Below are 13,002 nucleotides of genomic sequence, written 5' to 3'. Positions count from 1 at the left end.
CAAGCTGAAGACCGACGGTCCGCCACGCTGTTGAGATGATCCAATGTCCCACTCTCGCTCTAGGCCGCCGGTCGCACGGCTGATTACCAACGCCTTTTCCTGGCCCGAGAGGTTGGGACGCTATCACTCGCCAGGCGGAAGCTGGACCGCTCGGCGCCGGTTCCTTCGACAGCGATCCCCGAGTTCACCAATGACCGGCATGCGTCGAGAACCGACCAAGGCAGTTCATCCACCGCTGCCGCAATATCAACGAAGCTCGCCAGCTCGTCAGTGAGTCGACCTTCGACAGCACGTTCGAGTGATGAATTGCGCCGCAGGATCCAGGCATCGTTGGTCCAATGGATGACGTTGTCCCAGACGATGAAGTGTGCCCCGCATCCAGTGTCTCGCCACACAGAAGGGAAAAGGGTCAACCCGCCCTCGCGTTGATAAAGGCGCCAGGCCGGCCCGGCACGACGGTCGAGGTTAACCGTCAGTATGTCTCCGCATCCATCGGGGCATCTCATGACAAGGGACCGCGGAACTCCGCGCTCTACAAGTGCAACGTCTCCGGGGTTATCCACCTGCTCGGTGGCTTCGGACTGACGTTCAACCGCGCCCTTGAACTGTACCGCGTGCGTTTTCTTGAGCACCCAACCGAACTCCCGACCTACCAGAGCGAAGGATTTGTCACGCGATCCAGAAGGTCCACCGCGCACTTGTAAGCAATGGCCGCATCCGGGGTTTTACCTTTGGCATAATAGAGCAGCCCGACGCAGATCGCGATTGTATACTCGCGCCTCAGATCGAACGAATGGGACTGACCTTCTTCAAGGATGGTCGTACGCAATGCAACGATCGCGTTGAGCCGATACTGGGCGTTTCTGCCTTGCAGGAGATGTTTAAGCGACATAGCGAAGAGATCTCCGGTATAAAAATCTTCCAGCACTTGTTCGGGCAGCGGTTGATCAGCCTGCAACTCCGCGTCGAACGCAAGCCCCATTTCCAAGCGGGCGACGTCGTGGGACAAAGGACGTCGAGCTGCCCGCGTGAAGTCGATCAGAACCGCTTCCGCGTCGCCGCAGACGAACACGTTGCGCAAATTGAGGTCGTCGTGAGCGCGACATACCGGATGCTCCTCAGCCTGAAGTCCAGCGAGACGAACAAAGAAGCTTCGTGGCGAAGCGCCAGCGTAACTCTCCTTGGTCAATCTGTCATAGGTGCGCTCAAGGCCTTTTAGATATGCGTCATGCCGTGCCGCAGGTAGAAACTCCTGAAGAAGGTCTAGTCTCTTTTTTTCGGGGTCTTTTCGCCAACGACCCAACACAGTTCGATAGATCGCCTGGATGAGCACTTTCACATCGCGGTTGATCACAACCTTGTCCAGGCGGACGGCATTCTCGACGAAGCGGGAGACCGCAAGCTGGTGCTCAGACCCCACAACGCAACGATCCAGGCACAAAGGCGCGCATCCGCGATATGGCACGCGGTCAGCGACCACGTCCCTGTACGTATTAATGTGTTCTTCCATCGCCGCCGCGGGGCCTGACTTTACGATGAAAGGTGTGTTTTGCTCCAGGCCTTCCGTCTCGACCTTCCAAACGGACGAAGAAGATTTGCCACCATTCTCCTCGGAAATAAGGATGCCCGAGTAGTCGTGAAACGCGCGACGGAACAGAAGCTCCAGTTCGGGCAGCAGAGGCTTCGGCAGCTCATTCCCATTTTTGTCGCGGATCGCCAGGCTGCTGTTCATAGAAGGGCCGCACCGGCATCGTGCGCAGGTCTCGGCAATGTTATCCCAGTCAGAGTCTGGAAGCACTGCGAGCTGCCGCAGCACCACACCAGTATGCTCTTGCCACTGCGCCAACACGCCTGCGCCCGAACGCGCCACCGCCTGTCCATTCGCTTCCTCGCCCCGTTTCGTAACGACAATGACGAGTATGCCGCGCTGTGCGGACGAAGCGGCGAGGCGTCGAAGACGCTTGACCAAATCCAATCGGCCCTCGTCCGCCGGCAGGGCACCGGCGAGCACGATCAACGCCCGGGCGCCTCCGTCATCAAGATCAGAAAGCGACACAAGCGGCTTCACGGCAAGTCGCCGGGCGGAGAAAGGCGTCGGGTTCACGGAACCTCCGTCAACCAAAACGGTCGTGCGCTCTTCAGCTTTCATGTTGGCGCCAAATCATGGGCCAACTGTCTCCTCTGGCCAGGGCATTGTCCTGAGCACATACAACGCAGGTCGGATCTGATCTTGAACTGACAGGCCGCACCGATCCTTCAATGGGCCGCCCAACAAGATGCCGCGCCTCCCCAGGGAACCCGGTCACTGCCGAAAGGAACATCGAGACGGCCATGGAAGAGGTTGCTGCGTTAAGGGAGATCACGGCCGGCTGCGGCTCGAAATGGCCGACGAAATACGGATCGGAGCGTGAATCGGCGAGAAGATCGCGTCTCACTGCGGCGGGATCAAGAAGGGAATGGCAGTTAAGGCAGGCCAGCGACTCGGCAAGCATTTGGACCCTAGTCGACATCGCGGCAACGACACCCTCCCGGGCGTCGATCCGCACTCCAACGTCGATCATTGGCAAACGATATTGATAGGCGATCTGATTGAGGACGGCGCGGCTGCCGTGCGAATCCGTGCAACACATGACAAAATCGCCGTCGAGCAACGTCCGGGCCACGGGCTCGTCAATAACGGATTCCGGTAAGGTCATAACCTCTATGTCGCGTTTCGCGCGTTGCGACGCTTCGGAGGCCACAGCGACCTTTGGTCGGTCAATGTCCTTCTGCTCGGCCCCCATCAATCGGTTGAGGTTGGTTCGCTCGACCTGTTCAGGATCAATCAAGTGCAGCCGACCAACGCCCAGCCGTGCGAGTTCCTCAACGACCACTGAACCGGTGCCGCCTACGCCGACAACCGCCACGGTGAGATCGTTGAGAATCCGCTGCCCTGCGGGGCCGAACGCTCGCACATTGCGGTCGAACACTTCCGGCAATGGGGCCGGATCTTCCGCGTCAGTCTCAGTTGGGTAAGATCGAACACTGCGCCCGATTTCCTGTATCCGATCGATGGTGAATGTGGTCTCGCCTTTGATATCGAAGAGGCGGCCACGAAATCCCGCCGGCCCGGCGATCAGGAATCCATGCGGCCCTTGCGGGCACCGAAAATGCAGCACCGGAGCCAAGAGTTGCTGCGCTGCGTCGTCGACCGATGAGAACGCCAGTCTGCGTTGCACAGGATGCGAATGCGCAAGAATTACGCCCGCTCGCTCCAGACGAGCGCGTTTGAGCACCCTCGACAGGAACATGGGAGTCAACGAGACTTCTATCGGGCTGCGGGCGATATAGTCGTCCGGAGCCGGGCGAATGATCTCTCTAACGATCAACCTCATCCCGCCTTCGAAACGACCACTGTCAACGATCAACGCAGCAGCAGTTTCAAGGGGGGCAGGCGCGATGAGGTCATCGCGAAGAGCCGTCCATTCTCCAGCCCGGAACATCAGACGGTTCATCGCGCCTCGCCCAGCCGCCGCCGGATTACATTCAAATAGGTAAGCAGATTGTCGCTGTTGGGCTTCCAGGTAGACGCATGCCAGGAAAACCACAGCCACTCCGAGGGCACTCCCGGGGTGGCCTGCTGCCCGGTGTTTTGCGGGCTTCCACCGTGTTCGAGGGCGAGCGCCGGCTCGGCCCAGAAGCAATCGGGCGCAGCCTGCGGATAGCCCGCAGGCACCACGAACTTTATGCCAACCTCGGCGCGGTTCCAGCCCTTTGGAAGCTGCACAGCCGGCATGCTGACGACTGCCGTACCTCCGGCCTGGAGTTCAAGGGTCGCGTTGGGGTGCTTTCTGCTGATATCCTGAAAGTGACGTTCGAGGATCGACATTAGCCAAACGTCGCCGGAGGAACCGTGTAGAAGTGCATTCCGTTCTTGAGCGTAACAGCTTCATTATCCCCAATCTGCCGATCGGCATCATGGCCGTGCCCCTCGAGGAACAACTGATATTGCTGGTCCTTGCCGGCGAGCTGCTTCAGCTCCGCACCGGTCATGCTTTCGCTTGTCGCTTCGATATGGACCCCATCAATATTGATGGAAAATTTCGGATGATCTTCTTTGGCCATTGTTCCCTCTGCAAAATGAACCCGAAAAAGAGTAGCCTCGGCTGTTCAAAGAGAATCAGAGCCGCTGCCTCGCTTTTATCGTGAAAGAAGTGATCGCAGAAGGCGAAATCAAGTTCCCCCGCCGCGACGAACACCCGCATTGACACGTCCTATGTAGGAACAGCACCACATTTTTTCACCCCCATTTCGTTGATAATGATGCTGCAATTCAAATCCGGCCCTCCAGAGTCATTTCGGCGTCGCGCCTGACGTGGTCGAGATCGCGGGGAAAGACGGTCCAGCCGCTTGCCGTGGCGCTAATCGAGCTCGTTTTCGCCACGCCGTTCGATGAAGGCCTCGATCGCTTTCGCGACGATTGCCGATTTCGTGGTCGACGGGTTGCGGCTGAGCGTTTCCAGCTTCTCGCTCAATTCGGGTTCGAGCAGAAACTGGTGGCGAATGCGGCGAGACTTCATGCGGCTCGTTCCGATTGACCGGCGCTGATGCGCCGTGCAAACGAGCATCGTCGGGGTCCGCAAAAATCGCTTATGGGCGTTATCTACGCCGAGATACGCCTCAGTTGCGGAAAGCGTTCAGAAGCCGGGGATAATGTTCTTGTCGTCGCCCTTCCCTCGTTGAGGCCGTAGGCGCTCGCCGCGGTAGAAACCCGGTCCATGACGCGCTTGTCTGCGAGTACCTCGGCGTCATCGTCCGACAGATTGAAGAGGTCGTCCTGATCAGGCTCCCGAGAGACGACGACGTGTTCTTCAGGCAGGTCGGGATGACGCTGCTGTTGCACGCCGCCGTCTTCTTCGATTGCCGCGCCGGCGTTTTCGTCATCGGCAGCGAGACGGCGGTCAACACTGCGGACTAGTCCGCTCCAATTGTCGGGGCGCGACGCAGGACAGTCCGCGCACAGACCGTCGCGCAACAGCACCCGTTCGGTGAAATTCGGATCCTGGTACTAACGCAACTTCTGGCGCGGATCGCGGTATGATGTGGGCTTAACCTGCGCAAATGCCCTACCGGATCAAGGGACAATATCGCCGGATCATTGTCATACTTGCCGCAAACTTGGTCAAGCATAGTGCGGGTCTCCAGACCAGCACTCGCGTGAATCTACTGCGCCCCCTTGGTTCTCACTTCCATGATCCGAAAGCCAAAGATTCCAGCGGCTGCTGCATCTGCAACGATGAGGATTTCATTGCCGCCTACAGGCTGAAATACGGCTGTGCCGTTGAACAGCTGAGCAACGGATCCGCCTAAGAAAGATGAGGTCTTCCTTACCGCGGACGGCGCGCTGTCAAGCGCTCACCGATGTTTTCGACCACGATCGAGTGCCTGATGAGAGTGCGGGGCGGATACTAGACACGCTCGGCCCGCTGCTTGCCAATGTCAGGCCCAGAACCCACGACAGAGATCCTTGAGCGACGCCTCGTCGTTTAACTTTTTTGTACTGTTATCTACGTTCGACCATATTCGTCGTCGAAGCGAACGATATCATCCTCGGCGAGATAATCGCCGCTCTGCACTTCGATGATCACCAGGTCAATTCTGCCTGGGTTCTCGAGCCGATGCTTATGGCCGCAGGGGATGTAAGTAGATTCGTTTGTCCCTAGGAACAACTCCTGCTCGCCATTGACGATCTTGGCGGAGCCGCTGACCACGACCCAGTGCTCCGAACGATGATAGTGCATCTGCAGGCTCAACTGGCGACCGGGCTTCACCTCGATGCGTTTGATCTTGAAGCGCTCGCCTTCCTCCAGAACCGTAAAGGTACCCCAGGGCCGGTGTACCGTGCTATGGACCAGATGGGCTTCATGTCCCGAAGCCTTGAGGCTCTCGAAGAGCTTCTTAACGTCCTGAACGCGGTCGCGGGATGTGACAAGCAAAGCGTCCGGGGAATCAACGATCATCAGGTCGCTTACGCCCACCGTGCCGATGACGCGCTTGTCGGAGCTCACATAGGTGCCGGTCGTGTCGACCATGTGCACATCGCCGCGTATCCTGTTCCCGCTTTCGTCGGGGGCGATTAAATCGGCCATTGCGTTCCAAGATCCGATGTCGTTCCAATCCATGTCGCAGGGAATCATGGCAAGTTTGTTAGTTTTCTCCATGACAGCGTGGTCGAGCGAGATCCGCGGCGCGGAACCGAAATGCTCAGGCGCGAGTTCGATTTTGGCAAAGCCTTGGCATTGACTGGCGCGGCCGTTCTCGTAGCTGTCGGCGACGGCCTGGAGCACCTCGGGACAATGCAAAACCATCTCGTCGAGCATGGTTTGCGCACTGAAGCAGAAAATGCCGGCGTTCCAGAAGAAGCGTTGAGACGCGACATAGGCTTTGGCTGTATCCAGATCCGGTTTTTCAACGAAACGGACGACGTTCTCACCATTTGCTTCGATGTAGCCGAATGCCGTGTCCGGTCTGGTTGGGGTGATGCCCAATGTGGCGATCCGCCCGAGCTTCGCATGTTCCATGGCCAGGCCCATGACGTCTAGAAACGCTGGCAGGTTGCTAATCAGGTGATCGGCCGGGAAAACGCACAGGATCGCGTCAGGGCCTTGCGTTGCCCTCGCATGGATCGCGGCTGCAGCCACGGCGGCGGCCGTATCCCGAGCTTCGGGCTCGAGCAGAAACGTGCGTGGCAGGACCACGGAATCCAGTTCGTCAAATTCGTCCTTGGTCAGGAAGAGGTGTTCCCCGGATGTAACAGCGACGAGTTCCACGACACCTTCTATCGAAGCGGCGCGCAGCACAGTGTGCTGAATGAGAGAATATCCATCCGCTACTTTGAGGAAAGGTTTGGGGTGCGATTGCCTTGAGGCGGGCCATAGCCGCGATCCGGCTCCGCCGCTGATGATCACGGGAATCACTTTCATAACCAACCTCGATTTCGTCTCTGGAGTGATCGTCCACGTTCTTTCGAGCGTCAGCGTCACGATCGCCGTCGCTCTGGCTTGTCTGCGGCCCCCGCGTAACGGCGAAGTTCTGGCGCGTTGCAGGCGGCGTCAGATGACGACGCTATCGGTAATGTACGACGCCTCCACTGGCGTCGGTGAGAAATGCGCATTCAACTATGCCTGTTGGTTGCGTCTGCCGAATTACGCAGGTGGCGGGTCTTAACTGAGATCAGAGACTTGGCTGCCTTCTATCAAAGTCAAACGACTTGGCTCTTTCAGATCGAATTCAATTACCCGTGGTGCGAAAAGGCGTGCATATCGTGTAAAGGCGCTCGTCGGGGGAAACCGAATTACGGTATCGCAGCGCCCGAGAAGATACATCTCAACGAGGGCGGAAATTCCGCCGTCAATCCCGAGTGCTGCAGTGTGTAAGGGGCCACCTTGATTGGATCCGAAGTGCTTCGGGACAGTGAGCAGATCGGGAAACCTGGCCGACAGAAGATCCAGTATCCGCGCGCTGTCCGTGCATAAGAACAGCCGCACAGGCCTGGGATGCGGTAACGCCTTAGCCTTGTCAATTGCAGCGCACACTTGCCGAACGGCGAGCTCCGGATCGGCCCAGTAGGGCGCATGCTCCATGATGTCTTCACCGTTACCGTGCCGAACATGAATCCCGATGATGCTGTGCCCCTCAAAACATTCCTGATAAATGGCATCTATGCGGGCTTGAATTTCTGGCCGAGGCTGGACACTCTGGAACACCTGCCGCTCTGCATCCTCATCGCACCGCCACATCAGACAAGCGTCACACACTACTGTGTTCGCTTCGACATCGTGTTCGGCCTGAAAGAGCTCGCCCAACTCATCGCGCTCTTGGAAAATCTGCTCATCTGGCCGGTAAAGGCACTCGATCGCCGGCCTGTTCCACCACTCCGGGAAGAATGGACCAGGGAAGGAAACGTCGTTGATCCGGTCGTCGGAAATAGCCGGCACCCCAGCGATGTCATTGATCGGCTGGAAGAACACCGGAAACGCATTTGTGAAGGGTTGGTCGAGGTAGCAGGCCCCCCGCCAGTCGATGACTAGAGTTCGTCCCGACCGCTGCGCGTAGCGCCAAGCGGCCGCCAACGACCACAGACAATCACCGAACCCCGTACGCCTCCGAGAGACGACGAACCGGCGCTTTTCCAATCCACTAACATGCATTTTCGGAAATCTCGTTTCGGAGAGGAGGTTGCATCCGGTTTGGAATCCTTAGTCGACACTAGTAGACCCTGACGCCGGGCCCTTGGCAGAGGCCGGGCCATAGGGCAGAAGAGCAACTCCGCTCGCAAAGCTTGAAGCCGATGCCCTCGCTTGGGGTTGCCCTCGCTTCCGGTTCAGCCTTCTCTACTGGGCCTCCGCCGCATATGTAAAATCTATTGAGTGGATGCCGGCCATCCATGTGTTGGATGCCATGATGAAGCGGCTCGGCTGACGCGGGCCCGGTCAATAGAGCCGAAACAGCCGGACGCTACGACACTGCCTGCCGAAGCAAATCATTCCGTCGACGCCGTACGCCAAGGGTGCAAGGCTGCATACAGCAACCGGTACCGGGCGAAATGAGGTCGACGGCTCGACGCGCCTGGAACCAGCTGATCGACACAATCCGCGGTCGGCTCCCAAAGTTCTGCACGACCTGTGCCGGATGCTGTGGTGACGCTCGCGGCCACGAACTTTGTCCTCGCCCCGAACGGAAGCTCGCGCTACGACTCCGGGCCGGCGATGCGCCCCCGCTGCTCGCTCAGACCATCCATTCTGTGGATGCACTTTATCCAAACAATCGATTTCACGGATCCAAACAATTCCCATTAGAAGACGCTGAAGCAAGAAAGAAAGGCGTCCTCACTCGCTGATAGAAGAGCAAATCAGCTGCAAGGTGCTGGGAGTACATGTCGCTCAGGGCGTGAGCTGAGCGGCACTCAGACCGCATGTACGAGTCCGACAGGTTAGCGGCGCGATTCTATTTTTGCTCGTGACTCTAAGCAGAGCAGGTGTGCTCGGCTGGCGGACCGTCAATGACGATCTTCGCGCCGCATCTGTCGAAGTGCTCCATAGGGCATGGGGCGGGCCGCACATTGTGTCGGCGTGGCGAGCCGGAGCCGAAACTTTAAACTTTAATTGAGCAGGAATAGAATGGGTGATAGCAGGAAAGTTGCTCTTATTACGGGCATAACTGGACAGGATGGTGCCTATCTTGCCCGTCTTCTTCTCAAAAAAGACTACATCGTTCATGGGATTAAGCGACGTTCCTCTTCCTTCAACACCGGTCGTATCGAAGACCTCTACCAAGACCCGCACGAATCCGATCCGCGCTTAATCTTGCATTACGGTGATCTCACTGATTCGACTAACCTCATCCGCGTGGTTCAGGAATCTCAGCCAGACGAAATTTACAACTTGGCTGCTCAGAGCCATGTCCAGGTGTCGTTCGAAACACCTGAGTACACAGCAAACGCGGACGGTATCGGTACATTGCGACTTCTTGAGGCGATTCGCCTCCTCGGTCTGACGGACAAGACCCGCTTCTATCAAGCCTCGACGTCAGAGCTATACGGCCTCGTGCAGTCCGTACCGCAGAACGAAACGACGCCCTTTTATCCGCGCAGCCCTTACGCCGCCGCCAAGCTCTACGCCTACTGGATGGTCGTCAATTATCGCGAGGGCTATGGTATGCACGCTTCCAACGGCATTCTTTTTAATCACGAAAGCCCCCTTCGTGGCGAAACTTTTGTGACGCGCAAGATCACCCGCGCTGCCGCTGCTATTTACCTGGGCAAGCAGGACAAGCTTTATCTCGGCAATCTCGATGCTCAACGCGATTGGGGCCATGCGCGTGAGTACGTGCGAGGTATGTGGATGATGATGCAGCAGGATCAACCGGATGATTACGTGCTGGCTACGGGCAAAACGACTCCTGTCCGCCAATTCGTCGAGTGGGCTTTCGAAGATGTCGGCGTCGAGATCGAATGGCGTGGCAAGGGTGTCGACGAAAAAGGCTATGATCTAGCGAGCGGCAGATGCCTAGTCCAAGTGGACCCACGCTACTTCCGCCCCACGGAAGTCGATCTTCTCCTGGGTGACGCTACCAAGGCGAAGGAGAAGCTCGGCTGGGTGCATGAGATATCCGTGCGCGACCTTGCTGCGGAAATGGTCCGCGAAGACCTGAAGGTCATGCAGACATCTGTAGTCATGAAGGAAGCGTAATGTATGATCTGAACGGAAAAACCGTGTGGGTCGCTGGCCACAAAGGTATGGTGGGCAGCGCTGTTGTACGCCGACTCGCGTCTGAAGACTGCAAAGTTGTGGCCGCCCCTCGGGGAGAGCTAGATCTCAAGCGACAGACCGAGGTTGAAAACTTCGTGGCAGTGATGAAACCGGACGCTATCATTATGGCGGCGGCAAAGGTAGGCGGCATTCTCGCGAACGCCACCTATCCGGTCGACTTTCTTTACGACAATCTGATGATCGAGGCCAATATCTTCGCGGCAGCCCACGAAAACAATGTCGACCGCGTCCTCTTCCTCGGCTCGTCTTGCATCTATCCGAAGATGGCACCACAGCCCATTCCTGAAAGCGCGCTTTTGACCGGCCCACTAGAGCGCACCAACGAATGCTACGCCGTCGCCAAGATCACCGGCATCAAAATGGCTCAAGCCTATCGCAAGCAATATGGCCGCGATTACATCTCCGCTATGCCGACGAATCTCTACGGGCCAGGCGACAATTATGACTTGCAGTCAGGCCACGTCGTCCCAGCGCTGATCCGGAAAGCGCATGAAGCTAAGCTCATAAGTGATAAGCAAATCACCATCTGGGGCACGGGCACACCACGTCGGGAATTCATGCACGTCGATGACTGCGCCGACGCATTAGTCTTCCTTCTGAAGAACTACTCTGACCATGATCACGTCAATCTCGGCTGCGGACAGGACATCACGATCCTAGAGCTGACAAGAATGATCTGCCGTGTAGTCGGATTTACTGGGGAGATTGCGCATGATCACTCTAGACCTGACGGTACACCGCGAAAGCTGATGAGCGTCGACAAGCTGCGCACTTTGGGATGGGCAGCAAAGATCACTCTCATGGAAGGCATCGAGAGTGCCTATCATGCATTTCTGAACGGGAGCTACACCGAACGGCGATAAATAAAAGGATTTGCTGTGTCTCAGGCCTGTACGCGCTTTCGGGACCCAGAGCTAATGTGGACTGAGACAATCACTCGATGGCGAGCGCTCATGTGAGCCAGCCGCGAGGAGCCCTGCCGGATCTCAACCCCATCCGCTCCAACCTCGTCGCCATGAAGGTCACGGTGCGCTGCCCACGACGACGCCGACCGCGCCAATCCTCACAAGGGTAACCGTACAGAACCGAACGCGTCTACGCTAACGGAATGTACTTCTTGTTCTCGTCCGAGGGATCTGTCGATGGGCATTCCGGACGAGCCAAGGTTTGAGCATGTCACCTTTAAAAACCAGTTAGCAACGTCGGATTTGGTATGAAATTCGGAACAAGTGGATTACGGGGCCTAGCGACAGAATTGGCAGGAGCCGCCTCTGCCCTATATGCAACGGCATTCGCGACATTCCTGCTGGAATCCGGCCTGGCCAGAATTGGCGACGAGATACTCATAGGGCGCGACTTTCGCGCCTCGAGTCCGGCCATCGCCGCCGTCTGTGCGGCGGCACTGTCGGCGCTCGGCTTCATCGTAATCGATTGCGGCGCAGTCCCCACCCCTGCCCTGGCACTGTATGCTCAGGCGCGTAAGAGTGGTTGTTTGATGATCACAGGCTCGCACATTCCGGCCGACCGTAATGGAATAAAATTCTATCGACCCGACGGTGAGATCGACAAAGGTGATGAGCGGGAGATAACGCGCATCGCCTTGCAGTTGGAGAAGCACGGATACGTCCTTGAAGGTGCTGTTGCACGTCGGCAGCACCGGGAGGCCGAATGCAAGGCCTTTTTCATGGCGCGCAATCGAAAGCTTATGGAGAATAATGCTCTAAAGGGCTTAACGGTGGGCGTATATCAGCACAGCACAGTCGCGCGCGATCTCTTGGTTGACATTCTCTCATGTCACTGTGCGACGGTCGTAACCCTGGGACGTTCGGAAGGTTTCATTCCTGTCGACACTGAAGCGGTCCCTGTCGAGACTGCTCAACAGTTCAAGCTCTGGGCCAAAGAGCATCGACTTGATGCGATCGTCTCGGCAGATGGCGATGGTGACCGCCCACTGGTAGTTGACGACCACGGAGACCCCCTTCGTGGTGATTTGTTAGGCCTGGTTACGGCGAACTTCCTGCAAGCGAAGACGGTCGTCACGCCGGTCACATCAAACTCTGGTATCGAGACCGCAGGTTCTTTCAAAGTTGTACGTACTAAGGTTGGATCGCCATTTGTTATTGCTGCCATGCTCGATTTGGTTGCGTTGGGTCACGAGCGCGTGGTTGGTTTCGAAGCAAACGGTGGTTTTTTGACCGGCACGGACTTTGACCCGAACGGAACTAAACTGCCAGCGCTACCCACACGCGACAGTTTTCTCCCCATCCTTGCGGCACTTTCCCTTGTTAATACAAGTGGGCAGCCACTGTCGGAGATTGGCAGTTCCTTTCAATTGCCAGCGGCGGTGGCGGATCGCTTGGAAAATTTTTCCGTCGAAAGCAGCACTCGCCTCATGACATACCTTCGTACAGCGGAAACTAACATCGCCGCCTTCGTCGGGTCGATTGGAGTGGTAAGCAAGGTTAGCGATGTTGACGGGCTTCGTATCACTCTCGCGGATAAGCGTGTCTTGCATTTGCGTCCATCCGGAAATGCCCCGGAAATGCGGTGCTACGTCGAAGCCGAAAATCGGGAGGACGCGGAGCTTTTGCTCCGGACTGGACTGGATCGAATTCGTAATTGGACGCAAGGCTAAATAAAAGCCGCCTCCCTGCGTATTCCAGGTGACCCTGGGGGTCGCACGAGCTACTCT

At 57.3% G+C, this 13,002-nt stretch carries 12 protein-coding genes; 3 read left to right on the top strand and 9 right to left on the bottom strand.

Annotation, left to right across the window (positions count from 1 at the left end; genetic code table 11):
* Positions 1-83 precede the first annotated feature (83 nt).
* The 9 genes from NKI96_RS26835 to NKI96_RS26795 all read right to left on the bottom strand — a co-directional run bounded on the left by NKI96_RS26835 (position 84) and on the right by NKI96_RS26795 (position 8,189).
* Entirely contained in the window at positions 84-563 is a 480-nt protein-coding gene (locus tag NKI96_RS26835; protein ID WP_502900308.1) for a ubiquitination-like system serine protease family protein, read from the bottom strand.
* An 86-nt stretch (positions 564-649) separates the two neighbouring features.
* Positions 650-2,149, bottom strand: a complete 1,500-nt coding sequence (locus NKI96_RS26830) for a phosphotransferase (protein WP_352806988.1) — start codon at positions 2,147-2,149, stop codon at positions 650-652.
* On the bottom strand, positions 2,139-3,494 hold the full coding sequence (locus NKI96_RS26825) for a HesA/MoeB/ThiF family protein (protein ID WP_023724121.1): 1,356 nt from the start codon (positions 3,492-3,494) through the stop codon (positions 2,139-2,141). Before NKI96_RS26825 ends, NKI96_RS26830 begins: the two co-directional genes overlap by 11 nt.
* Positions 3,491-3,868 (bottom strand): E2/UBC family protein, encoded by a 378-nt coding sequence (locus NKI96_RS26820; protein ID WP_023724122.1) that lies wholly within the window; start codon positions 3,866-3,868, stop codon positions 3,491-3,493. Before NKI96_RS26820 ends, NKI96_RS26825 begins: the two co-directional genes overlap by 4 nt.
* The gene (locus tag NKI96_RS26815) at positions 3,868-4,104 is read right to left on the bottom strand and encodes a multiubiquitin domain-containing protein (protein WP_023724123.1); all 237 of its coding nucleotides are present in this window, start codon (positions 4,102-4,104) and stop codon (positions 3,868-3,870) included. The genes NKI96_RS26820 and NKI96_RS26815 overlap by 1 nt, the downstream gene beginning before the upstream one ends.
* 296 nt (positions 4,105-4,400) lie before the next feature.
* Complete coding sequence (locus NKI96_RS26810; protein ID WP_245272483.1) at positions 4,401-4,559, bottom strand: ribbon-helix-helix domain-containing protein; 159 nt, start codon at positions 4,557-4,559, stop codon at positions 4,401-4,403.
* Positions 4,560-4,642: 83 nt separating this feature from the next.
* On the bottom strand, positions 4,643-5,014 hold the full coding sequence (locus NKI96_RS26805; RefSeq protein WP_502900307.1) for a hypothetical protein: 372 nt from the start codon (positions 5,012-5,014) through the stop codon (positions 4,643-4,645).
* A 532-nt stretch (positions 5,015-5,546) separates the two neighbouring features.
* Positions 5,547-6,962: a mannose-1-phosphate guanylyltransferase/mannose-6-phosphate isomerase gene (locus NKI96_RS26800; RefSeq protein ID WP_352807050.1), complete on the bottom strand. Its 1,416-nt coding sequence runs from the start codon at positions 6,960-6,962 to the stop codon at positions 5,547-5,549.
* Positions 6,963-7,202: 240 nt separating this feature from the next.
* Complete coding sequence (locus tag NKI96_RS26795; protein WP_023711832.1) at positions 7,203-8,189, bottom strand: nodulation protein NodZ; 987 nt, start codon at positions 8,187-8,189, stop codon at positions 7,203-7,205.
* A gap of 969 nt (positions 8,190-9,158) precedes the next feature.
* On the opposite strand from NKI96_RS26795, the gene gmd reads away from it, so the two are divergent.
* The 3 genes from gmd (at position 9,159) to NKI96_RS26780 (ending at position 12,945) form a co-directional block, all read left to right on the top strand.
* Complete coding sequence (gmd, locus tag NKI96_RS26790) at positions 9,159-10,229, top strand: GDP-mannose 4,6-dehydratase (protein WP_023672397.1); 1,071 nt, start codon at positions 9,159-9,161, stop codon at positions 10,227-10,229.
* Positions 10,229-11,173 (top strand): GDP-L-fucose synthase, encoded by a 945-nt coding sequence (fcl, locus tag NKI96_RS26785; protein ID WP_023724128.1) that lies wholly within the window; start codon positions 10,229-10,231, stop codon positions 11,171-11,173. The genes gmd and fcl overlap by 1 nt, the downstream gene beginning before the upstream one ends.
* A 350-nt stretch (positions 11,174-11,523) precedes the next feature.
* Complete coding sequence (locus tag NKI96_RS26780; protein WP_023711834.1) at positions 11,524-12,945, top strand: phosphomannomutase; 1,422 nt, start codon at positions 11,524-11,526, stop codon at positions 12,943-12,945.
* Positions 12,946-13,002 lie beyond the last annotated feature (57 nt).

The sequence above is a fragment of the Mesorhizobium sp. M0292 genome (assembly GCF_040321695.1).
In the GTDB taxonomy this organism is placed as follows: Bacteria; Pseudomonadota; Alphaproteobacteria; order Rhizobiales; family Rhizobiaceae; genus Mesorhizobium.
This window is presented reverse-complemented; position numbering and strand designations above follow the sequence as displayed.